Source organism: Rhodococcus sp. W8901, from assembly GCF_013348805.1.
Lineage (GTDB): Bacteria > Actinomycetota > Actinomycetes > Mycobacteriales > Mycobacteriaceae > Prescottella.
In genome coordinates this window covers 3,921,937-3,946,690 of sequence record NZ_CP054690.1, presented here as the reverse complement: position 1 = coordinate 3,946,690, position 24,754 = coordinate 3,921,937, and the positions used below count along the sequence as shown (strand labels likewise).

Annotated in this window: 22 protein-coding genes and 1 pseudogene; 18 read left to right on the top strand and 5 right to left on the bottom strand. The window is 69.8% G+C overall.

All coding sequences use genetic code 11. From position 1 onward, the window contains the following. Positions 1–351: 351 nt before the first annotated feature. From ctaD to HUN07_RS18400, 8 genes are all read left to right on the top strand, one after another. Positions 352–2,088 (top strand): aa3-type cytochrome oxidase subunit I, encoded by a 1,737-nt coding sequence (gene ctaD, locus HUN07_RS18435; protein ID WP_114722548.1) that lies wholly within the window; start codon positions 352–354, stop codon positions 2,086–2,088. 154 nt (positions 2,089–2,242) lie between these two features. Then, positions 2,243–3,466 carry a phosphoserine phosphatase SerB gene (serB, locus tag HUN07_RS18430; protein ID WP_174911724.1) on the top strand — a complete coding sequence of 408 codons (1,224 nt, stop codon included), beginning with the start codon at positions 2,243–2,245 and terminating at the stop codon, positions 3,464–3,466. After that, positions 3,463–4,212, top strand: a complete 750-nt coding sequence (locus HUN07_RS18425) for a peptidyl-tRNA hydrolase (RefSeq protein ID WP_174911721.1) — start codon at positions 3,463–3,465, stop codon at positions 4,210–4,212. The genes serB and HUN07_RS18425 overlap by 4 nt, the downstream gene beginning before the upstream one ends. Before the next feature lie 60 nt (positions 4,213–4,272). After that, on the top strand, positions 4,273–5,103 hold the full coding sequence (locus tag HUN07_RS18420) for an ABC transporter ATP-binding protein (RefSeq protein WP_114722545.1): 831 nt from the start codon (positions 4,273–4,275) through the stop codon (positions 5,101–5,103). Positions 5,104–5,158: 55 nt separating this feature from the next. Then, a complete protein-coding gene (locus tag HUN07_RS18415) occupies positions 5,159–6,022 on the top strand; it encodes an NUDIX hydrolase (protein WP_174911718.1) in 864 nt (287 codons plus the stop codon). A gap of 10 nt (positions 6,023–6,032) precedes the next feature. Then, positions 6,033–6,812 (top strand): enoyl-CoA hydratase/isomerase family protein, encoded by a 780-nt coding sequence (locus HUN07_RS18410; protein ID WP_174911715.1) that lies wholly within the window; start codon positions 6,033–6,035, stop codon positions 6,810–6,812. Positions 6,813–6,941: 129 nt separating this feature from the next. Then, complete coding sequence (locus HUN07_RS18405; RefSeq protein WP_114722542.1) at positions 6,942–7,925, top strand: class I SAM-dependent methyltransferase; 984 nt, start codon at positions 6,942–6,944, stop codon at positions 7,923–7,925. Between the two features lie 17 nt (positions 7,926–7,942). After that, positions 7,943–9,100 carry a THUMP-like domain-containing protein gene (locus HUN07_RS18400; protein WP_174911712.1) on the top strand — a complete coding sequence of 386 codons (1,158 nt, stop codon included), beginning with the start codon at positions 7,943–7,945 and terminating at the stop codon, positions 9,098–9,100. Positions 9,101–9,103: 3 nt separating this feature from the next. On the opposite strand, the pseudogene HUN07_RS18395 reads toward HUN07_RS18400, so the two are convergent. Further along, positions 9,104–10,409 (bottom strand): annotated as a pseudogene (locus HUN07_RS18395) (outer membrane protein assembly factor BamB family protein). A 194-nt stretch (positions 10,410–10,603) separates the two neighbouring features. On the opposite strand from HUN07_RS18395, the gene ald reads away from it, so the two are divergent. From ald to HUN07_RS18380, 3 genes are all read left to right on the top strand, one after another. After that, positions 10,604–11,728, top strand: coding sequence for an alanine dehydrogenase (gene ald / locus HUN07_RS18390; protein ID WP_174911707.1), 1,125 nt, complete (start codon positions 10,604–10,606; stop codon positions 11,726–11,728). A 123-nt stretch (positions 11,729–11,851) separates the two neighbouring features. Next, positions 11,852–12,199 carry a hypothetical protein gene (locus tag HUN07_RS18385; RefSeq protein ID WP_254622589.1) on the top strand — a complete coding sequence of 116 codons (348 nt, stop codon included), beginning with the start codon at positions 11,852–11,854 and terminating at the stop codon, positions 12,197–12,199. Between the two features lie 53 nt (positions 12,200–12,252). Then, positions 12,253–13,032 carry an acyltransferase gene (locus tag HUN07_RS18380; RefSeq protein WP_114722538.1) on the top strand — a complete coding sequence of 260 codons (780 nt, stop codon included), beginning with the start codon at positions 12,253–12,255 and terminating at the stop codon, positions 13,030–13,032. Positions 13,033–13,061: 29 nt separating this feature from the next. On the opposite strand, the gene HUN07_RS18375 is transcribed toward HUN07_RS18380, so the two are convergent. The 3 genes from HUN07_RS18375 to HUN07_RS18365 are packed head-to-tail and all read right to left on the bottom strand — an operon-like array spanning position 13,062 to position 16,704. Further along, on the bottom strand, positions 13,062–14,306 hold the full coding sequence (locus HUN07_RS18375; protein ID WP_114722537.1) for a glycosyltransferase family 4 protein: 1,245 nt from the start codon (positions 14,304–14,306) through the stop codon (positions 13,062–13,064). After that, a complete protein-coding gene (locus HUN07_RS18370; protein WP_174911704.1) occupies positions 14,306–15,892 on the bottom strand; it encodes a 1,4-alpha-glucan branching protein domain-containing protein in 1,587 nt (528 codons plus the stop codon). The genes HUN07_RS18375 and HUN07_RS18370 overlap by 1 nt, the downstream gene beginning before the upstream one ends. Next, on the bottom strand, positions 15,889–16,704 hold the full coding sequence (locus HUN07_RS18365) for a class I SAM-dependent methyltransferase (RefSeq protein WP_429519861.1): 816 nt from the start codon (positions 16,702–16,704) through the stop codon (positions 15,889–15,891). Before HUN07_RS18365 ends, HUN07_RS18370 begins: the two co-directional genes overlap by 4 nt. A gap of 240 nt (positions 16,705–16,944) precedes the next feature. Here HUN07_RS18365 and HUN07_RS18360 point away from each other — a divergent pair, with 240 nt between their 5' ends. Continuing rightward, positions 16,945–17,745, top strand: coding sequence for an electron transfer flavoprotein subunit beta/FixA family protein (locus HUN07_RS18360; protein ID WP_114722536.1), 801 nt, complete (start codon positions 16,945–16,947; stop codon positions 17,743–17,745). Positions 17,746–17,790: 45 nt separating this feature from the next. Beyond that, a complete protein-coding gene (locus HUN07_RS18355; RefSeq protein ID WP_114722535.1) occupies positions 17,791–18,747 on the top strand; it encodes an electron transfer flavoprotein subunit alpha/FixB family protein in 957 nt (318 codons plus the stop codon). 123 nt (positions 18,748–18,870) lie between these two features. Here the strand turns inward: HUN07_RS18355 and HUN07_RS27100 are convergent, their stop codons facing one another. Beyond that, on the bottom strand, positions 18,871–19,044 hold the full coding sequence (locus HUN07_RS27100; protein WP_254622588.1) for a hypothetical protein: 174 nt from the start codon (positions 19,042–19,044) through the stop codon (positions 18,871–18,873). Positions 19,045–19,625: 581 nt separating this feature from the next. Between HUN07_RS27100 and HUN07_RS18345 the strand changes: the two genes are divergently transcribed. Genes HUN07_RS18345 through HUN07_RS18325 form a run of 5 tightly spaced genes read left to right on the top strand, consistent with a single transcriptional unit; the run spans position 19,626 to position 24,698 of the window. Further along, positions 19,626–20,456: a GNAT family N-acetyltransferase gene (locus tag HUN07_RS18345; protein WP_114722533.1), complete on the top strand. Its 831-nt coding sequence runs from the start codon at positions 19,626–19,628 to the stop codon at positions 20,454–20,456. Further along, positions 20,453–21,301, top strand: coding sequence for a lysophospholipid acyltransferase family protein (locus HUN07_RS18340; protein ID WP_174911701.1), 849 nt, complete (start codon positions 20,453–20,455; stop codon positions 21,299–21,301). Before HUN07_RS18345 ends, HUN07_RS18340 begins: the two co-directional genes overlap by 4 nt. Positions 21,302–21,354: 53 nt before the next feature. Further along, the gene (locus HUN07_RS18335) at positions 21,355–22,581 is read left to right on the top strand and encodes a cysteine desulfurase family protein (RefSeq protein WP_174911698.1); all 1,227 of its coding nucleotides are present in this window, start codon (positions 21,355–21,357) and stop codon (positions 22,579–22,581) included. Then, positions 22,582–23,670: a tRNA 2-thiouridine(34) synthase MnmA gene (gene mnmA / locus HUN07_RS18330; RefSeq protein ID WP_174911695.1), complete on the top strand. Its 1,089-nt coding sequence runs from the start codon at positions 22,582–22,584 to the stop codon at positions 23,668–23,670. After that, entirely contained in the window at positions 23,667–24,698 is a 1,032-nt protein-coding gene (locus tag HUN07_RS18325; protein WP_174911691.1) for a methionine synthase, read from the top strand. The genes mnmA and HUN07_RS18325 overlap by 4 nt, the downstream gene beginning before the upstream one ends. Positions 24,699–24,754: the final 56 nt, after the last annotated feature.

Sequence of the window (24,754 nt, the reverse complement as noted above, 5' to 3'; positions counted from 1 at the left end):
CGAGACTCCAAGAGGAAGGGGGTTAGGTAAGCAAAACCTTAACAACCGGGGATGTGGGGTTCCCGGTGGTCGACTTCTGTGGTGTGACGCTCGGGCGTCGGTCGACCGGCACCGACACGCCGTGACGCATCCGGCGGATGGTCCGGTGGGGGACTAAAGTCCTGCTCGCGGCTCTGTGGGCCGAGGGAACTACGGCCCGAGTACGACAGGGAGTAGGACCCGGTCCGCGGGCCCCGAAGGCACCGTCTACGATTCGATGAGCGCAAGCCAGCGAACGCCTATCTCGCCAGCCCGGGATCGGCGCTCAGAGCGGAGCCTGCGGAGCGATCAAGGGCACATTCAGGAGGATTAGTGACTGCCGTAGCGCCCCAGCCAGTCCCAGAGATAGCAGCGAGGCCTTACCCGCCACGGCAGGGACCCAAGGGCTCGTTCATTTACAAGATGATCACGACCACCGACCCCAAGGTGCTCGGGATCATGTACCTGGTGACGTCGTTCGCCTTCTTCCTCATCGGTGGCCTCATGGCCCTGCTGATGCGAACCGAACTCGCTGTTCCGGGCCTGCAGTTCCTGTCCAACGAGCAGTTCAACCAGCTGTTCACGATGCACGGCACGATCATGCTGCTGCTGTACGCGACCCCGGTCGTGTTCGGCTTCGCGAACTACATCGTTCCGCTGCAGATCGGCGCGCCCGACGTGGCGTTCCCGCGTCTGAACTCGTTCAGCTACTGGCTGTACCTGTTCGGCGCCATCATCACCACCGCCGGCTTCATCACCCCGGGTGGCGCGGCCGACTTCGGCTGGACCGCCTACACCCCGCTGACGAGCGAGCTGCACTCGCCCGGCATCGGTGCGGACCTGTGGATCCTGGGCCTCGCGGTTGCCGGTCTGGGCACCATCCTCGGTGGCGTCAACTTCATCACCACCATCGTGTGCCTGCGCGCACCGGGCATGACCATGTTCCGGATGCCGATCTTTACGTGGAACATCCTCATCACCGCCATCCTCATCCTGCTGGCGTTCCCGCTGCTCACCGCCGCGTTCATGGGCCTGTTCGTCGACCGTCACCTCGGTGGCCACATCTTCGACCCGGCAACCGGTGGCGTCCTGCTGTGGCAGCACCTGTTCTGGTTCTTCGGTCACCCCGAGGTGTACATCATCGCGCTGCCGTTCTTCGGCATCGTCTCGGAGATCTTCCCGGTCTTCTCGCGTAAGCCGATCTTCGGTTACAGCGGTCTGGTGTACGCCACGATGGCCATCGCGGCCCTGTCGATCGCCGTGTGGGCGCACCACATGTACGCGACGGGCGCCGTCCTGCTGCCGTTCTTCTCCTTCATGACGTTCCTCATCGCGGTCCCGACCGGTGTGAAGTTCTTCAACTGGATCGGAACGATGTGGAAGGGACAGTTGACGTTCGAGTCGCCGATGCTGTTCTCGGTCGGCTTCCTCGTGACCTTCCTCTTCGGTGGTCTGTCGGGCGTCCTGCTCGCAAGCCCGCCGATCGACTTCCACGTCACCGACACGTACTTCGTGATCGCGCACTTCCACTACGTGCTCTTCGGCACCATCGTGTTCGCCACCTACGCGGGTATCTACTTCTGGTTCCCGAAGATGACCGGCCGCATGATGGACGAGCGCCTCGCGAAGTGGCACTTCTGGACCACGTTCGTCGGCTTCCACTCCACCTTCCTGGTCCAGCACTGGCTCGGTGCCGAGGGCATGCCGCGTCGCTACGCGGACTACCTGCCCAGCGACGGCTTCACCACGCTGAACACGATCTCCACGATCGGCTCGTTCATCCTCGGTGCCTCGACGCTGCCGTTCCTGTGGAACGTCTTCAAGAGCTACCGGTACGGCGAGGTCGTCAAGGTCGACGACCCGTGGGGCTACGGCAACTCGCTCGAGTGGGCCACCACCTGCCCGCCGCCGCGCCACAACTTCACCGAGCTGCCCCGGATCCGTTCGGAGCGTCCGGCGTTCGAGCTGCACTACCCGCACATGGTCGAGCGCCTGCGCGACGAGGCTCATGTCGGTATCGGACACGGCGGCAAGCACGCCACCGCGGTCCTGGAAGACAGCAAGTCCTAGCGGACCGGAAGGTCCCTGCTCTGCCGGAAGGCCCCGCCCGATCCCCGATGTCGAGGGAGCTGGCGGGGCCTTTCCCGTGCCGCCACCTCGACTTGGCAGAATGGGGGCCGGATTTCTTTGTACGTAGTTCGAGCCCAAACGAACGGAGTTCTCGGTGGGTGCGTCAGACGCCACTGTTCTGGTGACGGTTACAGGTCCGGACAGGCCCGGCGTCACGTCGGTGCTCTTCGGGGCACTGTCCCGCCACGATGTGAGCCTGCTCGATGTCGAGCAGGTGGTGATCCGCGGTCGCCTCACGCTCGGCGTGCTGGTCCTGTGTCCCGCCGACCCGGAAGCCCTCCAGGAGGAGCTCGAGGAGGCGATGGACACGGTCGGCATGAACGTCGATGTCGAGATCGGCGCCGACGCGGCGAGCCGTCAGGTGTCGACCCACGCGGTCGTCGTGCTCGGCAGCCCGGTCAGCGCCCGGGCGTTCCGTTCGTTGTCGCGTGAGCTGGCACGGCAGGGCGCCAACATCGACTCCATCCGCGGTGTCGCCGACTATCCGGTCACCGGCCTCGAGCTGATGGTTACCGCGTCGGGCACCGGCGTCGAGGCGGACGCGCAGCTGCGTGCCGGCCTGGCCGAGGTCGCGGCCGGTGAGAACGTCGACGTCGCCGTCGAGCGCGGCGGGCTCGCCCGGCGCGCCAAGCGGCTCATCGTGTTCGATGTCGACTCGACGCTCGTGCAGGGTGAGGTCATCGAGATGCTCGCGGCGCGGGCCGGTGTCGAGGACGAGGTCCGCGCGGTCACCGAGTCGGCAATGCGCGGCGAGATCGACTTCACCGAGTCCCTGCACCAGCGCGTCGCGACCCTCGCCGGACTCGACGCGTCGGTCATCGACGACGTCGCCGCCGATCTGCAGCTCACGCCCGGTGCGCGGACCACGATCCGGACGCTGCGGCGCCTCGGCTACCACTGCGGTGTCGTGTCGGGTGGTTTCCGTCAGGTGATCGAGGGCCTCGCGCACGAGCTCGAGCTCGACTTCGTCCAGGCCAACACCCTCGAGATCGTCGACGGCAAGCTCACCGGGCGTGTGGTCGGCGACATCGTCGACCGCGCCGCGAAGGCGGTCGCGCTGCGCAAGTTCGCCGCCGAGGTCGGGGTGCCGATGGAGCAGACCGTCGCGGTCGGCGACGGCGCCAACGACATCGACATGCTGACCGCGGCCGGTCTGGGTGTGGCGTTCAACGCCAAGCCGGCGCTGCGCGAGGTCGCGGACACCGCGCTGTCGCATCCGTTCCTCGATGCGGTGCTGTTCGTGCTCGGCGTGACCCGCGACGAGGTCGAGGCCGCCGACGCGGTGGACGGTGTCGTGCGGCGCGTGCCGATCGCATGACCCTGACCGGGGACGGTTTCGCGGCACGCCACGCCGTGCTGGCCGCCGGATACGGCAACCGCCCGGATCCGGCCGATCCGGCTCAGGTGCTGGCGATGCCGATCGTGCTGCACATCCCGAAGATCGAACCGCCCGCGCGGAGCGCGCTGCTCGCCGCGGCCGCCTCCGCGACCGTCGCGTTGTGTCTCGACGAGCGTGTCGGGCCGGACGCCGGCGGCGAGCCGGGGCCGTGGCAGCACGCGGTCCGGGAGTGGACCGACGCCCGCATCCGCAAGGTGGCCCGCCGCGCCCGCGGAGCCCAGTGGCTCGCGGCGTGCGACGTCGACGGCGTCACCGTCGACGTGGACGGCGCGCAGGCCCGCGCGCTCGTCCCGGGGCGGGTGGGCGACCTCGATCCGCGGATCAAGAAGCTGCAGATCGGCGGCACCGACCTGGACCACGACGAGCCGGGACCGGTCGACCCGGCACTGCCGACGCTGTGGATCGACGCGTCCCTCGAGATGACGGTCGGCAAGGCCGCCGCCCAGGTGGGGCACGCGTCGATGATCCTGGCGGGTGCCATGCCCGTCGACCGCGTGCGGCAGTGGGCGGCAGACGGATTCCGCTGCGCCGTCCGGGACGCCGACCCGCGGTCGTGGGCCGCGCTGTGTGACGAAGTCGGCAGGGGTGCCGCTGTGGCGGTGCGGGATGCGGGGTTCACCGAGGTGGCACCCGGTTCGATGACGGTGATCGCCCCGATTCCCTGATCCCCAGGGCGACACGCAGGTCCGGGTCCAGTCGATGCGGCCGCAACCGAGTACGGGAAGATGGTCGCTGTGTCGGAACCAGATCCTGATCTCCTCATCGATTTCGAAGACGTCCTGATTCGCCGTGGCGGAGCGACCCTCGTCGGCCCGGTCTCCTGGCAAGTGGAGTTGGACGAGAAGTGGGTCGTGCTCGGCCCCAACGGCGCCGGCAAGACGTCGCTGCTGCGCATGGCCGCCGCCGAGGTCCACCCGACCGCCGGCGTGGCCCGACTGTTCGGCGAGACGTTCGGCAAGGTCGACATCACCGAGCTGCGGCCACGGATCGGGCTGTCGTCGTCGGCGCTCGCGCATCGGGTTCCGGCCGACGAGATCGTGAGCGATCTGGTGGTGTCGGCCGGTTACTCGGTGCTCGGACGCTGGCGGGAACGCTACGAGGACATGGACACCGAGCGGGCCGTCGAGATGCTCGAGAGTCTCGGCGCCGAGCATCTCGCGACCCGCACCTACGGGACGCTGTCCGAGGGTGAACGCAAGCGCGTGCTGATCGCTCGTGCGCTCATGACCGACCCCGAACTGTTGCTCCTCGACGAGCCTGCCGCGGGCCTCGACCTCGGTGGCCGTGAGGAACTCGTCGCGCGCCTCGGTGACCTGGCCGCGGACCCGGATTCGCCGGCGACGGTGCTCATCACCCATCACGTCGAGGAGATCCCGCCGGGCTTCACGCACGCGATGCTGCTCTCGGAGGGCCGCGTGGTCTCGCAGGGCCTGCTCGACGACGTCATCACGGCCGAGAACCTGAGCGAGGCTTTCAGCCAGGCGATCACCCTCGACCGCGTCGACGGCCGATTCTTCGCCCGCCGCACGCGGCATCCCGGCCTGCACCGGGCCTGACACGCGGACCGGACCGGTGGTGAGGCGTTCGTCACTCGGGGCGTAGGTTCCGGATATGGGAACTTCTCGAGAGTCGGGCGCCGCTTCCGTCGGCGCCGTCGCACCGGATACCACCGCACCGGACACCACCGTCCCGGCGCCGAAGGACGCGTCCACCGTGATGCTCGTGCGCGACGGCGACGCGGGCGTCGAGGTCTTCCTGCTGCGGCGTGTGGCGGGGATGGCATTCGCGGGCGGTATGACGGTGTTTCCCGGCGGCGGCGTGGATCCGTCCGACGGGGACGCCGACGTCCGCTGGGCCGGTCCGCCGCTGTCGTGGTGGGCCGAGAGGTTCGGCGTCGACGATGCCCGTGCCAAGGCCCTCGTGTGCTCGGCGGTTCGTGAGACGTTCGAGGAGTGCGGCGTGCTGCTGGCCGGCCCCACCGTCGACACCGTCGTCGCCGACACCACCGGGTACGCGCGGGCGCGTCGCCAGCTCGAGTCGCGGGAGCTGTCGTTCGCGGACTTCCTCGCGCGCGAGAACCTGGTCCTGCGAACGGATCTGCTGCGCCCGTGGGCCAACTGGATCACCCCCGTCCAGGAGGGGCGCCGGTACGACACGCGCTTCTTCGTCGCGGTGCTCCCGGAGGGGCAGTTGGCGGACGGTGACACGTCGGAGGCCGCGGAGGTCTCGTGGCGGACTCCGGCTGCGGCCGTCGACGACTGGCGTGAGCGTCGCAGTGTCCTGTTGCCGCCCACGTGGAGTCAGCTCGCCGCGCTCGGCCGGTTCGACGGCGTCGACGCGATTCTGGCTGCGGAGCCGGAGATCTCGCCGATCCTGCCCGAGCTGAGCTTCGTGGACGGCAAGCCGCGGGTGGCCTTCCCCGGCGACGAGGGGTACTACGACACCGGGGCGTTGCCCTGGGGCGCCGACCAGTAGCCTCAGTCACATGGCTGAGTTTGTGACCCTCGAGGTTTCCGAAGGTATCGGTACGATCCGTCTGGCGCGCCCCCCGATGAACGCGCTGAACCGTCAGGTGCAGGAAGAGATTCGGGCCGCGGCCCGGCAGGCCACCGTCGATCCGGAGGTCAAGGCTGTCATCGTCTACGGCGGTGAGAAGGTGTTCGCCGCGGGCGCCGACATCAAGGAGATGGCGGAGCTCGACTTCGTGCAGATGAGCGAGATCATCGCCGACCTGCAGTCGGCGCTCGGTGCGATCGCCGACATCCCGAAGCCGACCGTCGCCGCCATCACCGGCTACGCGCTGGGCGGCGGCCTCGAGGTCGCGCTGGGTGCGGATCGCCGCATCGCCGGCGACAACGTCAAGCTCGGTGTCCCGGAGATCCTGCTGGGCGTCATTCCCGGCGGTGGCGGCACGCAGCGCCTCGCCCGCCTGGTGGGCCCGGCGAAGGCCAAGGACATGGTGTTCACGGGCCGCTTCGTCGGCGCCGAGGAGGCCCTGCAGATCGGCCTGATCGACGAGATGGTCGCTCCCGACGAGGTGTACAACGCCGCCCGCAAGTGGGCGTCGCAGTTCACCGGCGCCGCGAGCCGCGCGATCGCCGCCGCGAAGGCCGCGATCGATCAGGGCCTCGACACCGACCTGGCGACCGGCCTGAAGATCGAGCAGCACCTGTTCGCGTCGCTGTTCGCGACCGCGGACCGCACCATCGGCATGGAGTCGTTCGTCGAGAACGGCCCCGGCAAGGCGAAGTTCACCGGCAAGTAGAGCTCACCGCGATTTGCGCACTTGTCGGCGTTTCCGGTCGTCCGGAACCGCGGCAAGTGCGCAAATCGGGCCCCCCGAGGCCCAAAACTAGAACTTGTTCATTCCTTACCATTGGGTAGGATTCGCTGCATGACTGCTAGCCCGAACGACGGGATCGATCCCGCGCCGAACCCGCACGCAACCGCCGAAGAGGTCGAGGCTGCGTTGAAGGACACGAAGCTCGCCCAGGTCCTGTACCACGATTGGGAAGCGGAGACCTACGACGACAAGTGGTCCATCTCGTACGACGAGCGTTGCATCGAGTACGCGCGGGGCCGGTTCGACGCCGTCGCGGGCGATCAGCCGCTGCCGTACGAGCGGGCGCTGGAACTGGGCTGCGGAACGGGCTTCTTCCTGCTCAACCTCATGCAGGGCGGCGTCGCGAAGACCGGTTCGGTCACCGACCTGTCCCCGGGCATGGTCAAGGTCGCGATGCGCAACGCGGAGCACCTCGGGCTGCCCGTCGACGGCCGCGTCGCCGATGCCGAGACCATCCCGTACGAGGACGACACCTTCGACCTCGTCGTCGGCCATGCGGTCCTGCACCACATCCCGGACGTCGAGCAGTCGCTGCGCGAGGTGCTGCGCGTGCTCAAGCCGGGCGGCCGGTTCGTCTTCGCCGGCGAGCCCAGCACCATCGGCAACTTCTACGCCCGCTGGCTCGGGCGCGCGACGTGGGCTGCGACCACGAACGTCACCAAGCTGCCGTTCCTGTCCGACTGGCGTCGTCCGCAGGCCGAGCTCGACGAGTCGTCCCGTGCCGCCGCGCTCGAGGCCGTCGTCGACCTGCACACGTTCGATCCCACCGACCTCGAGAACATCGCGAAGTCGGCCGGCGCCGTCGAGGTGAAGGCCAAGACGGAGGAGTTCGCCGCCGCGCTGCTCGGCTGGCCGGTCCGCACCTTCGAGGCCGCCGTGCCGCCGGAGAAGCTGGGCTGGGGCTGGGCCAGGTTCGCGTTCGGTGGTTTCAAGTCGCTGAGCTGGCTGGACGACAAGGTGCTCCAGCACGTGGTTCCGCGCAATTTCTTCTACAACGTGATGATCACCGGCGTGAAGCCGGGCGCCACCGACTGAACTGAGCCGAACGAGCTTTGGGATACGACTTCACGACCGACGACGTCGGATACCTGCGCAGCGCGGACGGCATCGCGGCGCTGGCGGAGACGGCGGAATCGGAGCTGTCGACGCGTACGCGACTGGCCGACATCGGCCGGGCGCGTGCGCGTTTCGGTGACCGCGCGGCACTGCTGATCGAGACGGTGCTGCTGCGGCGCAAGGCGCAGGCCAAGCTGGACGGTGCCGAGTCCTGGCTGTTCACCGACGACGCGTTGCAGCAGGCGACGCCGATCGTGGTGGCGCGGCACCGCGGCGTCCGGCTCGCGGGCCGCCGCGTCCACGACGTCACCTGCTCGATCGGTGCCGAGCTTTCGGCGCTGGTTCCGGTGGCGGACACCGTGATCGGCAGCGATCTCGACCCCGTCCGGTTGGCGATGGCGGCCCACAATGTTCCCGGCGCGACACTCGTGCGCGCCGACGCGCTACGACCCTGTACCCGCGACACCGTCGTGATCGCCGACCCCGCACGACGTTCCGGCGGTAGGCGCACACACGACCCGGCGGCCCTGATGCCGCCGCTGCCGGACCTGCTCGACGTCTACGCCGGGCGTGATCTCGCGGTGAAGTGCGCCCCGGGCCTCGACTTCGACCGGCTCGACTGGGACGGCGAGGTGGAGGTGGTCTCGCTCGACGGCGGGGTGCGCGAGGCGTGCCTGTGGTCGCCGGGGCTGGCAGGCCCAGGCGTGCGGCGCCGGGCGAGCGTGCTGCGTTCGGACGGGACGACCTGGGAGATCACCGACGCCGAGCCCGACGACATCCCGGAGCGCGAACCGGGGGAGTGGATCATCGACCCGGACGGAGCCGTCGTGCGGTCCGGCCTGGTGCGCCACTACGCGGCCCGGCACGGGTTGTGGCAGCTGGATCCGCGGATCGCCTACCTGACCGGCGACAGCGTGCCCGACGGCGTGCGCGGTTTCCGGATACTGGCGCGGCTCAAGTACACCGAGAAGGCGCTGCGGCAGGAACTGGCCGCGCGCGACTGCGGGTCGGCGGAGATCCTGGTCCGTGGTCTCGACATCGATCCGGCGGTGCTGCGGCCGCGCCTGAAACTGCGCGGCACCACGCCGATGTCGGTGGTACTCACCAGGATCGGCCGGACGCCCGTCGCTTTCGTGTGTGCCGCGCGGGACTGACGCCTACTTCAGGACGAACAGTTCCCCGATCAGGGTCGGGGTGAGCACCTCGCCGTCCGGTCCGATCGAGGTACCGACGGTGAACCCGGTGGCCCCGGGCAGGGGGTCCTGGTCGAGCGTTTCGCCGGTCTCGGTGTCGAACGTCAGCAGTGCGAGTCCGGCGTCGCCGTCCCGGACGACGGTGTATCCGGTGGTGCCGGCGGTCTGCGCGGGCACGCCGAGCTGCAGCAGATCGGCTCGCTCCCACACCAGTTCGGCGTGGTCGCCGCGATCGCGCACCGCCAGCAGCCGACCCTTCTCCGCGCCGGCAGGAATGATCAGTCCGCCGGCGGACGTGGACGGGGTGCCCAGGGCCGGGTAGCCGACGTCGTAGCTCCACCGCGGTTCACCGGTCTCGGCGTCGACGGCCCACAGGTGCCCGGCATTGTCGTTGGTGTACACGGTCTTTCCGTCCGCGGACAGGTTCGGGCCGCCGGCGGGGCCGCCCGGCAGGGTGCCGGTCGACCAGTCCTCGACGATCCTCGGATCGTCACCTCCGGTGTAGCGCATCGCGACCAGGTCGGCCTGTGGGGCGAAGGGGCGCCAGAATGTGAACACGAAGCGACCGTTGTCCAGATCGATCGCCGGCGTGTTCGCGACCGGGCACTGTTGCCCGCCGGCGAGGCACCCGTCGAGGCCCTGGTCGTTCGGAACGGGCTCGACGTTGGCGCCCTGCGTGTACGACGCCGGCGGGATCAGGTCGTACGACGGCGCCACCTTGAAGCCGGTCTGCGGATCGAGGACGTTGATCTGGCCGAGCTGCGTGATGAACAGCAGGTTGCCGTCGCCGGTGAACTGGGCGGACCGCGGAGTGCCGGACACCGGTGTACGCCAGCGCAACTGGCCGCGCTCGTTGAACGAGCTCATCGCGCCCTCGTCGCCGATGTAGATGTTGGTGGCGGCGTCCACCACGGGAGTCGAGGTCGCGGCGCCCGGGCCGATCCGGGTGCACCAGCGCTTGCGGCCGGTGTCGATCTGGAACGAGAGGAGGTTGCAGCCCTCGTCGGTGCGTGCGGTGAGGAAGACCTGTCCGTTCGCCGCCACCGAGGCGTTCGTGGGGGTGGGGCCGCCGATCGGGCGGGACCACTGGAAGTCGAGCGACCGGGATCCCGTCACCGGGCTCGTGTTGCTGCTCCGCGCATCGGCGTGCATTCCCGCATCCGCCCGCACCGAAGACGTCCGCGGTGCCGGAATCCCCGCCGCATCCTGCGAGGAGGAGGGCCGAGATCGCCGTCAGCGCCGCCGCCGACGACCGTAGGGCACGCCGCATTACATCTCCTTGGGTAGGGATCTGCTCGGACCAGAGATTATCCCGGCTGCGATGTGCGGTCGCCGAACCGCCCCGGCGCATTTCGTGGGACCCTCGATGAAGGTCCCACGATCCGCGCTTCGATCCCGCCCGATCCGCAGCGCGTCGGGACCCGGCAGTTCCGTGACCCGGCAGGTCCGCGCGGAGGAGGCATCATGAGAATTGGTGTGCCGAAGGAGATCAAGAGCGGTGAGCTGCGGGTCGCGTTGACCCCGCTCTCGGTCACCGAACTGCGTGCGCAGGGACACGACGTCGTCGTCGAGCGTGGGGCGGGCGACGGTTCGTCGATGTCCGACGGTGAGTTCGTCGCCGCGGGGGCCCGGATCGTCGATCACGCCGAAGACGTCTGGGCCGAGGCCGACCTGATCGTGAAGGTCAAGGAGCCGCTCGCGCCGGAGTTCGAACTGATGCGACGGGGGCAGGTGCTGTTCACCTACCTGCATCTCGCGGCGTCGCTCGAGTGCACCGAGGCGTTGCTGTCGAGTGGCGTCACCGCGATCGCGTACGAGACGGTCGAACGCGCCGACGGCTCGCTCCCGCTGCTGGCACCGATGAGCGAGGTTGCCGGCCGCCTCGCCACGCAGGTCGGGGCGCACGCGCTGCAATCCACCGCGGGCGGCTGCGGACGCGGCATCCTGCTCGGCGGGGTGCCCGGCGTTCCACCTGCCGGTGTCGTGGTCATCGGCGCCGGGAGCGCCGGGACCCACGCCACGGCGGTCGCGGTGGGGATGGGCGCACGGGTGACCGTGTTCGACCGCGACGTCGAGCGCCTACGCGCGCTGCACGCCCGCTTCGGGGCCCGTATCTCGACCGTCGTGTCGACCCGGACGGAACTCGAGCGGACGCTGGTCGACGCGGATCTGGTGATCGGCGCCGTGCTGGTGCACGGTGCCCGCGCGCCGCGGTTGGTCTCGTCCGAGCAGGTGTCCCGGATGCTGCCGGGCAGTGTGCTGGTGGACATCGCGATCGATCAGGGCGGGTGCTTCGAGGATTCGCGTCCCACGACCCACGACCAACCCACCTATATGGTTCACAATTCTATTATTTATGCGGTTCCCAATATGCCGAGCATTGTTCCCCATACGTCCACCCGCGCGTTGGTAAACGTTACGTTGCCGTTTGTCTCGGTGATCGCGGAAAAGGGTTGGCGCGGGGCGATGCGCGCCGACCGTGCGCTGGCGATGGGATTGAATGCCTGGTCGGGTCAGGTGACGCACGCGCCGGTGGCGCTGGCGCACGCGTTGCCGTACGTCTCGGTCGAGACCGCACTGTGTGGCTGATCCCGACTGAATTGTCCTGTTGGAGTGAACGCCATGGATGTAATTCGTCGGGGAAACTATCGTTGCCGATCGTTTATCGAAATCCGCTGCGACACGCGGCGAGGAATTGTGTCTAATAGATCCATGCAGCCGGGAACGCGGACAGAATCCGAAGCGGTCACAGTCGACCCCGGTCCTGGGGTCTCCGATATCGACAACCACCTCCTCGGATCGCCGTCCGCGGGCCGTGTCGTCACCTCGATGCTCGTCGCCGGCATCGCCGGCGCGATCGGGTTGGTGATGGCGTCGGTGGTCGCGATGCTCGTCACCGCACTCGGTGGGGCGCTGGTGGCGTATGCGGTCGCGCACGACGACGACTGGGTCCGGGCGTCGCGTCGTCGGCGCACCCGGCGGCGTCAGGTGTGGGTCAAGCCGCGCTGGAGTGGTCACTCGTGGGGCGGCCACAGCGTGAGCAGGCACGCCGCCCTCTGACCGGACGGGGCACGTGACGGGGCGCACAGTGGCGGTCCGTAGGCTTACGTGTCATGACGAGCATGTGGGGCGCACCGTTGCGCTCGAGGTGGCGTGGATCCCGACGTCGGGACAGTGAGCAGGCACGTTTCCTGACGCCGGCCTCGCTGAAGTGGGTCATCGCGAACAAGGCGTACACACCGTGGTACCTGGTTCGCTACTACCGTCTGGCGAAGTTCAAACTCGCCAACCCGCACATCATCACGCGCGGCATGGTGTTCCTCGGCAAGAACGTGGAGATCCACTCGACGCCGGGACTCTCCCGCCTGGAGATCGGCAAGTGGGTGCACATCGGTGACGGCAACGCCCTGCGCTGCCACGAGGGATCCCTGCGGATCGGCGACAAGGTCGTCTTCGGCAAGGACAACGTCGTCAACACGTACCTCGACATCGAGATCGGTGCGTCGACCCTCGTCGCGGACTGGTGCTACATCTGCGACTTCGACCACCGGATGGACGACGTGAACGTCCCGATCAAGGATCAGGGCATCGTCAAGGGACCGGTGCGCATCGGACCGGACACGTGGATCGCCGCGAAGGTCACGGTCCTGCGGAACACGCGCGTCGGCCGCGGCTGCGTGCTGGGCGCGCACGCCGTCGTCAAGGGCGAGATCCCCGACTTCAGCATCGCCGTCGGCTCGCCCGCCAAGGCGGTCAAGAACCGTCGCGTCGACTGGGAGGCCGGCGCCGCGGAGCGGGCGAAGTACATCGCCGCGCTCGAGGACATCGCCCGCAAGAAGACCATGAACGGCGCCGCCGCCGTCAACGGGAACGGCGCCGGCGCCTCACAGTGAGTGGGCTCGGGCGTGGGCCGGGCGGCCCGCTACCGACCGGGTAGCGGGCGCTCGGGAATCTCGGGGCGTGCCAAAGGATGCCGCACGCGGCGCTTGGCCGCCGAGTACACCTGGACCGTCTCCTCGGCGACCTTGCGCCAGTCGAAGTCGGCGGTCAGCCGCTCGCGAGCCGCCCGCGCCCGCGTCTGAGCGGCGGCGGGATCGTCGAGCACCTCGCGGGCCGCGGAGGTCAGTCCGTCCACGTCCCCCGGCTCGAACGACAGTCCGGTCACGCCGTCCACGACGGCCTCGCCGAGCCCGCCCGCGGTCGAGGTGATCAGCGGTGTGCCCGCGGCGGCCGCCTCGAGGGCGATGATCCCGAACGGCTCGTACCGGCTGGGGAGCACGATCGCGTCGGCGCCGTGCAGCCAGCTCAGCAGCTCCTCGTGGTCGAGGTTGCCGAGGAACGTCACCGAACGTGCCACTCGGTGCGTGCGGGCCTGCTGCTGCAGCCACTCGAACTGGGTCCCCTCGCCCGCGACGGCCAGCGTCGTGCCCGGGTGGCTGCGCCGGATCCGGGGGAGTGCGGCGATTGCGTCCTGCACGCCCTTCTCGTACTCGAGCCGTCCGACGTACAGCAGCGTCGCCGGCCCCGACCGCGGTGCGCGCGGGCGGTAGCTCCACGTGGTGACATCGATGCCGTTGCGGATCACCGTGATCGGCGGCAGTTCGGGCCCGTACAGCTGAGTGACCTCGTCCTCCATGGACGCCGAGCACGTGATGATCGAGTCCGACTCGTTCGCCAGCCACCACTCCACCGAGTGGACCTGACGGTTGATCCGCCCCGAGATCCAGCCGCTGTGCCGGCCTGCCTCCGACGCGTGCAACGTCGAGACCAGCGGGACGTCGTAGAACTCGGCGAGGGCGATCGCCGGATGCGCCACCAGCCAGTCGTGGGCGTGGACGACGTCGGGCTGCCAGCCCTCACCGATGCCGCCCTTCGACAGCGCGACCCCGGCGCGGACCATCGCGTGGCCCATCGCGAGCGTCCACGCCAGCATGTCCTCACCGAAGATGAAGTGTGGCGGATCCTCGGCGACCGCGACCACCAGAACGCCCTCGGAGATCTCCGTGACGGTCGGGTGCGTCGTCGGATCGGTGCCCGACGGCCGCCGCGACAGCACCACCACCTCGTGGCCGGCGGCGGCCAGTTCGGTCGCGAGGTGATGGACGTGCCGTCCCAACCCGCCGACCACGACCGGCGGGTACTCCCACGACACGATCAGAATCTTCATCACACGCTCCCAGCGAATGCGGCTGTATCAGTCAGCGGACCGGGCAGGCGCCGCGCGTCGAGGGCGGGGAACAGGCCGTCGGCGGCGTTCCATCCGTCCGCGAGACGGCGTGCGACGTCGTCCCGGCCGGACGCGACCGCGTCGGCGATTTCCCGCAGCGCGTGGGCGTGCTTGTGGGCCCGATCCCGCGCGTACCCGGCTGCCGAGTCCTTGCTGACCATGAACGCCCAGTCGCTCGAGACCGCCATCAGCGTCTCACGCAACATCTGGTCGTGGACCCGATTGCGAAGTTCCGGTCTGCCCGGATTCGCATCGCGCGACTTGTCGATGGTGTCGAGTGCGGTCTGCACGACCTCCGCGTTGAGCTGGACCAGGTCGGAAACCTGGTCGCCGGCCCACACCCGCCAGTCCTTGCCCGAACCCCACGACGAGTCCTGCAGTTCCACGGGTGCGCCGACGTAGCCACGGGCGCGTGCATCGGCGAGGGTGCCGACGTCGATCCCGGCCTCGGGCAGCGCGCGCAGCATCTTCTCGAGCCACTGCGGGCCCTCGAACCACCAGTGCCCGAAGAGTTCGGTGTCGAACGCGGCGACGACCAGTGCGTCCCTGCCGATGCGCTCGGACTCGCTGCGGAGTCGTCGTCGGACCGTCTCGACGAAGTCCTCGACGTGCTTGTCGATCGCCGCGGCGGCCAGGTCCGGGTCGTACGGGGCCTTCTGCTCGGACGGCACACTGCGCCCGGTGACGCGCGCGGGCTTGAGCCCGGTGTCGTGGTCGTACGTGTGGAAGTCGCGGTAGGCGGCGTGGCCCGGGTACCCGGTCTTGGGGGACCACACGCGGTAGCTGACCTCGAGGTCGCGGCCGAACGCGACGACGTCGGAGTCCCACACCGGCCGACCCGCCGACGTGTCGCCGCGCAGCGCGGGGCCGTCGACCATGAAGTGCGACACGCCCGCGGCTGCGTAACCGATTTCCATGCCCGGCGTGTAGCCGCACTCGGGCGCCCAGATGCCGGACGGTGTGTGGTCCCAGCGGGCCTTCGCGTCCGCGAGGCCCTCCGCGAGCGAGAACGCGCGCAGGCGGGGATCGAGCAACGGCTGGAACGGATGGGCCAGCGGGCCGCCGAGCAGTTCGATCGCCTCGGCGTCGATCAGTTCGCGGATCACCGCGGATCCGCCGTGGCGCCAACGGGTTTCGAAGTCCGCGAGCGCCGTGGCGGACGCGCGGTGCTCGCGCGCACCGAGTTCCTTGTGTGACGCCGACGGCATCCCCGCCGCCTCGTGCGCGCGGATCTGCCAGTTGCCGAGCCAGTGGTGCATGCCGTCAAGGCAGTGCGGGTCGTCCAGTTGGGCAGCGAGCACCGGCGTGATGCCGAGCGTCAGCAGCCGTGAGCGGCCCTCCGTGGCGAGCCGGCGCAACACGGCCGTCACCGGCAGGTACGTCGCCGCCCACGACTGGTACAGCCACTCCTCGCCCACCGGCCACCGGCCGTGGTTCGCGAGCCACGGCAGATGCGAGTGCAGGACCAGGCAGAACATGCCCGGCTCTCGGGCCTCGGCGGCCCGACCCCCCTGAGTGCCGGTCATGCCACAGGATCCTTGATCGCGATGGCGACGAGGTCGAGGCTGTCGTCGATGTCGGCTTCGCGGAGTTCGAAGTCGTCGACGTCGATGCCCTCGACGTCCCGGGTGAGATCCTCGGGCCACGGCTCGCCGGCCAGGGCGCGGTCGATCTGGGCGTCGATGAACGAGCCGCCGTGCTTGGTGTCGAGCGCGCGCAGACGCGCGGCGTGGTGGACGCCGGTCATGACCGCCACCCGGAAGCCGGCCTCGACGAGCAGTTCGGTGAGCTCGGCGGCGTTGAGTTCACGCGTGTGGAACGGGTTGAGGGGGGTGTCCCGGCCGGGGGAGAACGTGATCCGGTTGGGCGTGCTGACGAGCAGCTCGCCGCCCGGCGTCAGGACACGGTGGCACTCGCGCAGGAACTGCGCTTGGTCCCACAGGTGCTCGATCACCTGAAAGTTCACGACCGTGTCGACGGAACCGTCCGCGAGCGGAAGCTCCGCGAGGTTGCCGTGCAGCATCTCCACCCGGGGGTACCGGGCACGGACGTGTTCGACGGCGGAGATGTCGTAGTCGAGCCCGGTGACCTTGCTCGCGACGTCGGCAATCATGTTGGCGCCGTAGCCTTCTCCGGATCCGGCCTCCAGGACGGTGCGGCCGGTGCAGCGGGGGAGCAGGTCGCGGTAGACCACCTCGTGGCGCCGGAACCAGTAGTTCTCCTCGGGGATTCCGGGCACGGTCCGCTCGCCGGTCAACGGCAGCGTCGCGGCGTCGTCGGGGGACGGCGTCGTGGTGTCGAGGGACTCGGCGGTGGAACCAACTGTGGATTCGCTCACCCCAGCGAGGTTAGTGCCCGCGGTGTCGACGGCGGTCGGGGTGGTCCACATCACACGCATGAAACGCCCGGTAGGCGGTTATGGTGAGACCGGATTTCGCCTAAGTTACCCGTGGGTAACTTAACGTGGGGTAATCTGTCGCACAGCCAACGTGCAACGAAATTACTTACGAGAGCTCGGCATCTCGCGGAGCCGCTCGCGATCATCAGGTAGATAGACACAGGAGGTCGACGAAGACCCATGACGAACATCGTCGTTTTGATCAAGCAGGTCCCCGACACGTGGTCCGAGCGCAAGCTCTCCGACGGCGACTTCACGCTTGACCGCGAGGCCGCCGACGCCGTGCTCGACGAGATCAACGAGCGCGCAGTCGAAGAGGCTCTCCTCATCAAGGAGGCCCAGGGCGGCGAGGTCACCGTGCTGTGCGCCGGACCGGACCGTGCCACCGACGCCATCCGCAAGGCTCTGTCGATGGGCGCCGACAAGGCCGTCCACGTCAACGATCCCGCCCTGCACGGCTCCGACGCCGTCCAGACCGGCTGGACCCTCGCCGCGGCCCTCGGCCAGATCGGCTTCGAGAACGGCGAGGCCGCCGATCTCGTCATCGCCGGCAACGAGGCCACCGACGGCCGCATCGGCGCCGTCCCGGCCATCATCGCCGAGTACCTGGGCCTGCCGCAGCTCACGCAGCTGCGCAAGCTGACCCTCGCCGACGGCAAGGTCACCGGCGAGCGCGAGACCGACGAGGGCGTCTTCGGCCTCGAGGCCGGTCTGCCGGCCATCGTCTCGGTCACCGAGAAGATCAACGAGCCCCGCTTCCCGTCCTTCAAGGGCATCATGGCCGCGAAGAAGAAGGAAGTTCAGGTCCTCACCCTGGCCGACCTCGGCGTCGATCCGGAGACCGTGGGCGTCGCCAACGCCGGCACCACCGTCACCGCATCCACCCCCAAGCCCCCGCGTACCGCTGGTGAGCGTGTCGCCGACGAGGGCGACGGCGGCTCCAAGATCGCCGCGTACCTCGTGGGCCAGAAGATCATCTGATCGCGCCCCCTCGAGACCAGCAGAGAAGACAGGGAGAAGTAAGCAATGGCAGAAGTACTCGTGCTCGTCGAGCACGCCGAGGGTGCACTCAAGAAGGTCAGCACCGAGCTCATCACGGCCGCCCGCGCTCTCGGTGAGCCGGCTGCCGTCGTCACCGGCCCGGCCGGTACCGCCGCGAAGCTGGCCGACGCGCTGGCTGCCGCCGGTGCCGCGAAGATCTACGTCGCCGAGTCCGACGACATCGACGGCTACCTCGTGACCCCCAAGGTCGACGTCCTCGCCGGCCTGGTCGAGACCGCCGGCCCGGCCGCCGTCGTCACCGCCGCCAGCACCGAGGGCAAGGAAGTTGCCGGTCGCCTGGCAGCTCGCATCGGCTCCGGCCTGCTGTCCGACGTCGTCGAGGTCAAGGCCGACGGCAGCGCCGTCCACTCGATCTTCGGTGGCGCGTTCACCGTCGAGGCCAAGGCCAACGGCGAGGTTCCGGTCATCTCGGTCCGCCCGGGTGCCGTCGAGGCCCAGCCGCAGGCTGCTGCCGGCGAGCAGGTCGTCGTCGAGGTTCCGGCTCAGGACGAGAGCGCCGTCAAGGTCGTCTCGCGTGCCCCGATCGTCGGTGGCGATCGTCCGGAGCTCACCGAGGCGTCGGTCGTCGTCTCCGGTGGCCGTGGCGTCGGCAGCGCCGACAAGTTCTCGGTCGTCGAGGAGCTCGCCGATTCGCTCGGTGCCGCCGTCGGTGCATCGCGCGCCGCCGTCGACTCCGGCTACTACCCGGGCCAGTTCCAGGTCGGTCAGACCGGTAAGACGGTCTCGCCGCAGCTGTACATCGCGCTCGGCATCTCCGGTGCCATCCAGCACCGCGCCGGCATGCAGACCTCGAAGACCATCGTCGCGGTCAACAAGGACGAAGAGGCCCCGATCTTCGAGATCGCGGACTTCGGCGTCGTCGGCGACCTGTTCAACGTCGCACCGCAGCTCACCGAGGCTGTCAAGGCTCACAAGGGCTGATCCCAGTCCCAGGCTCGCACGCCCCCGTCACCGGTTCCGGTGGCGGGGGTTTTGTGTTGTGCCCGTCCACTTCCCGCTGCGCGCGGATTCGTCTCCCGCGCGCGCAATCGTGCGCGCGGGGCGTCAATTCGCGCGCAGCACCGCGCCCAGGGGGCGGGGCCGGTCGTCGCGCCGCTGCATCGATCGACGAACTCTCGCTCCGATCACGTCCGGACGGTCGAGGTCTCGCCACGTCCACCGCGCGACCTCCCAGCCGGCGTCGCGGATCCTGTCCTCACGTTGCTTTTCTGCGAACACGGCATCGCCGGCATCCTGGCCTGGGCGAAGTGCCGGGTGCGCCGTCCACCTCCCGTCCGGTTCCGCGTGACGTATACGCGGTCGAGTGGGATGTCCCACAATGACAGGCCGTGCAGCACCGCGGCGGACTGGTGACTGACGACGGCGTCGGGATTCAGTCCCGGTAGCGTCGCCCGGATCAGTTCGCGGTGTCGCTGCGCGGGGTCCATCGAGGCATCGGCTACTGCGCTCAGGTATGTGCCCGGACGGAGCCTGCGCAGACCTCCGTTTCGGCAGAGCGTGCGGATCTCGGCGTCGGTGAAGCCTCGGGAGAGCGCATCGCGTCGTCTCAGTGTTCGAGGTGCAGGCTCGGTCATGGCCTCGATCTTCGACGTCGCAGATGCGATGCGCGACGCCTGTTCGCGCTGCTGTGGACAACTCCGACGTTGTCCACAGCCGCCGCGCGCGCGAATTCGTCTCCCGCGCGTGCAATCGTGCGCGCGGGGCGTCAATTCGCGCGCGGCAGTGACGTTCACCGAACCGGCATCCCGTCGACATGCGGCTGATGCCTCGTCGCCGGACGGGCTCGATAGACCTCTGGCATGACAACTTCGCCACTCGTCGAGACCGTCTACACCGCGCCCGTGACTTCAGGGACCACCAGATCCCGCTACTCCCTCCTCGTCTCCTCCGACCGCGAGCATCGTGAGGCGGCGCAGCGCCTGCGCTACCGCGTGTTCGCCGCCGAACCCGGCTTCGTCCTCCCCCCGTCTGCCGAGCGGATCGATGCCGATCGGTTCGACGACTTCTGTGACCATCTCCTCGTCCGCGACAACGTCTCCGGTGACTTCGTCGGCTGCTATCGGATGCTGCCGCCCGACGCCGCGGTCGCGGCCGGGGGCTACTACACCGCGACCGAGTTCGACCTGTCGGCGCTCGACCCTGCGAGACGGCGGGTCGTCGAGATGGGACGGGCCTGTGTGGACGTCGACCACCGCTCGGGCTCGGTCCTGGCACTGATGTGGGCGGGGATCCTGCACTACCTGCAGCTCACCGGCCACGACACCGTCATGGGCTGTGTGTCGGTGCCGATGCAGGACCGCCCCGACGCGGTTGCCGGTGCGAACGTGCGCGGCGTGCGCGATTTCCTGCTGAGCCGCCACGCCGCCGATCCGTCGACGTGGGCGCGACCGCTGCGTCCGGTCCGGGTGGACGGCCGTCCCCTCGACGACATCGCCGCGCCGCTGCGGCCGTCGGTGCCGCCGCTGCTGCGTGGCTACCTGCGGCTGGGCGCGAAGATCTGCGGCGAACCCGCGCACGACCCGGACTTCGGTGTCGCCGACTTCGTGGCCCTGCAGAGCCTGCACGACGCCGACACCCGCTACCTCGAGCGGTTGCGGCGCGCGTCGGCGGTGATCGAGGCCGCGGCATGAGTCATTCGTGGCTGCCGACGAGCCCGTGCGGCGACGGTTGCCTGCCGCGGCGCCCCGAGCGGGTCCCGGTCGCGCTCGCGTGCGGCCGCTGGATCGCGCTGGTGGCGGTGGCGTCGGCGTCGGTGCTGCTGCCGATCGTGCGACTGCTCCCGCGGCAGCCGCGGGTGGCATGCCATCGAATGTTCGCGCGAACAGCACTGCGCGGCATCGGTATCCGGATCGACGTGTCCGCATCGCCGGCCCGAGTGCCCGGCGGGACGCTCGTGGTGGCCGGGCACGTCTCGTGGCTCGACGTCCTGGTGCTCGCGGCGGTGCTGCCGGGTCGGTTCGTCGCCCGCGCCGACCTGCTGACCTGGCCGCTGCTCGGTGGCGTGGCCCGGCGGGCCGGGGTGATCCCCATCGAGCGGGGCAACCTGCGCGGCCTGCCGGACACGGTCGCCACCGCGCGGGATCGGCTGCTCGCGGGGGACACGGTGATCGTCTTTCCGGAGGGGACCACGTGGTGTGGTCGGGCGTTCGGTCGGTTCCGGCCGGCGCTGTTCCAGGCCGCGGTCGACGCGCAGCGGCCCGTCCAGCCGGTGCTGGTGGAGTATGTCGACGCGGCGGGGGCGCACACGACCGGGCCGTGCTTCGTGGGCGACGACTCGATCGGAGCCTCGATGCGCCGGGTGCTCAGGAGTCGCGGCCTGCGGGCCCGGGTGACGCTGGGGGCGCTGCAGGCCCCGGGCCGCGACCGTCGGGAGCTGGCCGAGCGGTGTGAATGCGAGGTCCGCCGCGGCGCTGCGGTGGGCGCGGACCGCATCCTTGCGCGTCTGGAAGGTCGTCGTCGCGCACGTGCTGCGTGACGGGGGTCTCCGCGGCGTGACGGGTCCGGGTGAACGGCTATCCTTGTCGAGTCATGATCTCGTCTGCCACCAGCTCAGCGGTCTACCTCGACCACGCCGCGACCACACCCATGTATCCGGCAACGATCGAGGCGATGACCGAGGTCTTCGCCACGGTGGGTAACGCCTCGTCACTGCACGGATCGGGTCGGTCGGCCCGGCGCCGGATCGAGGAGTCCCGCGAGTCCATCGCCGCCTGCCTCGGGGCCCGGCCGTCCGAGGTGATCTTCACCTCCGGTGGTACCGAGAGCGACAACCTCGCCGTCAAGGGCATCTACTGGGCCCGCCGCGACGCCGACCCCAAACGCACCCGCATCCTCGCCAGTGCCGTCGAGCACCACGCCGTGTTGGACGCCGTCGAGTGGCTCGTGGCCCACGAGGGAGCCCACGTGACGTGGCTGCCCGTGGATGCGGACGGTGCCGTCGACCCCGACGTCGTGCGGGCCGAGCTGTCGGTGCACGCCGACGAGACGGCCCTCGTCACCGTCATGTGGGCCAACAACGAGATCGGCACGATCAACCCGATCGCGCAGATCGCGGCCGTCGCCGCAGAGTTCGGCGTCCCGATCCACAGCGACGCGGTGCAGGCCGCGGCGCATCTGCCGGTCGACTTCGCAGCGAGCGGCCTGTCGGCGCTGAGCATCGCCGGGCACAAGTTCGGCGGCCCCCAGGGCGTCGGCGCCCTGCTGCTGGGCCGGCAGGTGTCGTGTGTGCCGCTGCTGCACGGCGGCGGGCACGAACGCGACCTGCGCTCCGGAACCCAGGACACCGCGTCGATCGTCGGACTGGCGTCCGCGCTGCAGATCACGACCGCCGACATGGACGTGCGCGGCGCCGAGCTGGCGGCCCTGCGGGACAGCCTGATCGACGGCGTCCGGCGCGCGGTCCCCGATGCGATCCTCAACGGCGCCACCGGTGCCGGGCGGCTTCCGGGTAACGCGCACTTCACTTTTCCCGGCTGTGAGGGCGACTCGCTGCTGATGCTGCTCGACGTCGCCGGCGTCGAGTGCTCCACGGGTTCGGCGTGCACGGCCGGCGTCGCGAGCGCGAGTCACGTGCTGACCGCGATGGGCGTCGACCCCGTCCTCGCGCGTGGATCACTGCGATTCTCGTTGGGGCACACGTCGACCGAGCGGGACGTCGAGGCGTTGTTGTCGGCGCTGCCGCAGGTGATCGAGCGTGCCCGCGCCGCCGGACTGGCGAGTGCCGGCGCTCGGGGAACACACGGAGGGAATCGGTAGATGCGAGTTCTGGCAGCGATGAGCGGCGGCGTGGACTCCGCGGTCGCGGCGGCCCGTGCGGTGGCGGCCGGCCACGACGTGGTCGGTGTTCACCTCGCACTGTCGACGGCGCCGGGCACACTGCGGACCGGGTCGCGTGGCTGCTGCTCCAAGGAGGACGCGGGCGACGCCAAGCGTGCGGCGGATGTGCTCGGAATCCCTTTCTACGTCTGGGATTTCGCGGAGCGCTTCAAGGAAGACGTGATCGACGACTTCGTGGAGGCGTACGCGGCGGGGGAGACCCCCAACCCGTGCCTGCGATGCAACGAGAAGATCAAGTTCGCGGCGCTCGCGGACCGCGCGATCGCGCTGGGCTTCGACGCCGTCGCGACCGGTCACTACGCGCGGCTCGAGGACGGCGTCCTGCGCCGCGCCGTCGACGCCGACAAGGACCAGTCCTACGTGCTCGCGGTGCTCACCTCGGAGCAGTTGTCGCGGGCCATGTTCCCGGTCGGCGACACCCCCAAGGAGCAGATCCGCGAGGAGGCCGCCGAGCGCGGCCTCGCCGTGGCGAACAAGCCCGACAGCCACGACATCTGCTTCATCCCGTCCGGTGACACCCGCGCGTTCCTCGGCGCCAAGATCGGGATCCGTCCCGGCGCGGTCGTCGACGCCGACTCCGGTGAGGTCCTCGCCGAGCACGACGGCGTCCACGGGTTCACCATCGGTCAGCGCAAGGGGCTCGGTGTGAAGGGCCCGGCCGCGGACGGTCAGCCCCGCTACGTGACGTCGATCGAGCCCGAAACCGGTACGGTCCGGGTCGGTTCGGCCGAGCGGCTCAAGGTGTGGACCATCTCCGCCGAGCGCGCGATCTGGACGTCCGGGCAGGCGCCCGAGGGTCCGATCGAGTGCGTCGTTCAGGTGCGTGCCCACGGTGGCACCGCCCGCGCGGTGGCCGAGGAAGTCGACGGCGGGATCTCGGTGCAGTTGTCGGAACCGCTCACCGGTGTCGCGAAGGGGCAGGCCGTGGTCCTGTACCACCCGGACGAGGACGGGGACGTGGTCATCGGCAGCGGCACCATCTCGGGAACCTCCGCGGACCGTCCGTGACGGGCGCCCGCGTTCCCGTCGGCGTCGCGACGGGCGTCGGCTCCTGGCCCGGGACCGATCCGCGGGCGGCCGCCGAGATCGTCGTCGGCGAACTGCCCGCCCTGCCACACCTGGTGGAACTTCCGGCCCGCGGCATCGGGGCCGACATGATCGGCCGCGCCGCGGCGCTGCTGATCTCCATGCCGCTCGACACCTCCACGACCGGCTACCGCCTCACGCAACGGGTCGGCGCGGCCACCCGCACCGCCCGCGACCTGCTGGCCCGCGACCTCGATGCCCTCGAGGAGGCGTGGGAGCTGGCGGGACGCCGGGGCACCGACCAGCCGGTGAAGGTGCAGGCCGTCGGCCCGCTGACGCTCGCATCGCAACTGGAACTGCACGCCGGGCACCGGGTGCTCACCGATCGGGGTGCGCTGCGCGATCTCACCGAATCGCTCGCGGAGGGTGTCGCGGCCCATGTCGCGGACACGGCGCGGCGCCTCGGTTCACCGGTCGTGGTCCAGTTCGACGAGCCCGGACTGCCCGCGGTCCTCGCGGGTTTGCTGTCCGGAGTGTCGATCCTGCAGACCCCGCGTGCGCTGCCCGAACCGGAGGCCCTGGCACTGCTGCAGTCGGCGATCGAGCGGGTCGGCGCGCCCGTGCTGGTGCACTGCTGCGCCGCCGACGCCCCCCTCGGTCTGCTGCATCGCAGTGGTGCGTCGATGGTGGGCCTCGACGTGACCACGCTGCGCACCGCGGACCTCGACGGCATCGGCGAACTGCTCGACGCGGGAATCGACCTGGCGCTGGGCCTGGTGCCCACCACCGCGCCCGAACGCACACCGGGCTGGCGGGACCTGGCCGAGCCGGCGACCCGTCTGCTCGATCGCCTGGGCTTCGCGCGTGAGTTGCTGTCGTCGCGCGTGACGGTGACCCCGGCGTGCGGTCTGGCGGGCGCGGACGCGGACTGGGCCCGCACGGCCCTGCGGTCGGCGAACGAGCTGACCCGCGCCTTCGCCGACGGTGCCGACCCGTCCGCCATGGCCTGAACGGGAGTTTGCGGCCGCGAAAACTGTCAGCTGGCTGCGATAACCTTCCCAGGTGG

What these genes read in the sequence shown, in the direction of transcription:
- HUN07_RS18425 (WP_174911721.1), top strand. Translation starts at nt 3,463, where the DNA reads ATGACCCTGACCGGGGACGGTTTCGCGGCACGCCACGCCGTGCTGGCC.
- HUN07_RS18420 (WP_114722545.1), top strand. Translation starts at nt 4,273, where the DNA reads ATGGTCGCTGTGTCGGAACCAGATCCTGATCTCCTCATCGATTTCGAA.
- HUN07_RS18415 (WP_174911718.1), top strand. Translation starts at nt 5,159, where the DNA reads ATGGGAACTTCTCGAGAGTCGGGCGCCGCTTCCGTCGGCGCCGTCGCA.
- HUN07_RS18410 (WP_174911715.1), top strand. Translation starts at nt 6,033, where the DNA reads ATGGCTGAGTTTGTGACCCTCGAGGTTTCCGAAGGTATCGGTACGATC.
- HUN07_RS18405 (WP_114722542.1), top strand. Translation starts at nt 6,942, where the DNA reads ATGACTGCTAGCCCGAACGACGGGATCGATCCCGCGCCGAACCCGCAC.
- ald (WP_174911707.1), top strand. Translation starts at nt 10,604, where the DNA reads ATGAGAATTGGTGTGCCGAAGGAGATCAAGAGCGGTGAGCTGCGGGTC.
- HUN07_RS18385 (WP_254622589.1), top strand. Translation starts at nt 11,852, where the DNA reads ATGCAGCCGGGAACGCGGACAGAATCCGAAGCGGTCACAGTCGACCCC.
- HUN07_RS18380 (WP_114722538.1), top strand. Translation starts at nt 12,253, where the DNA reads ATGACGAGCATGTGGGGCGCACCGTTGCGCTCGAGGTGGCGTGGATCC.
- HUN07_RS18375 (WP_114722537.1), bottom strand. Translation starts at nt 14,306, where the DNA reads ATGAAGATTCTGATCGTGTCGTGGGAGTACCCGCCGGTCGTGGTCGGC.
- HUN07_RS18370 (WP_174911704.1), bottom strand. Translation starts at nt 15,892, where the DNA reads ATGACCGGCACTCAGGGGGGTCGGGCCGCCGAGGCCCGAGAGCCGGGC.
- HUN07_RS18360 (WP_114722536.1), top strand. Translation starts at nt 16,945, where the DNA reads ATGACGAACATCGTCGTTTTGATCAAGCAGGTCCCCGACACGTGGTCC.
- HUN07_RS18355 (WP_114722535.1), top strand. Translation starts at nt 17,791, where the DNA reads ATGGCAGAAGTACTCGTGCTCGTCGAGCACGCCGAGGGTGCACTCAAG.
- HUN07_RS18345 (WP_114722533.1), top strand. Translation starts at nt 19,626, where the DNA reads ATGACAACTTCGCCACTCGTCGAGACCGTCTACACCGCGCCCGTGACT.
- HUN07_RS18340 (WP_174911701.1), top strand. Translation starts at nt 20,453, where the DNA reads ATGAGTCATTCGTGGCTGCCGACGAGCCCGTGCGGCGACGGTTGCCTG.
- HUN07_RS18335 (WP_174911698.1), top strand. Translation starts at nt 21,355, where the DNA reads ATGATCTCGTCTGCCACCAGCTCAGCGGTCTACCTCGACCACGCCGCG.
- mnmA (WP_174911695.1), top strand. Translation starts at nt 22,582, where the DNA reads ATGCGAGTTCTGGCAGCGATGAGCGGCGGCGTGGACTCCGCGGTCGCG.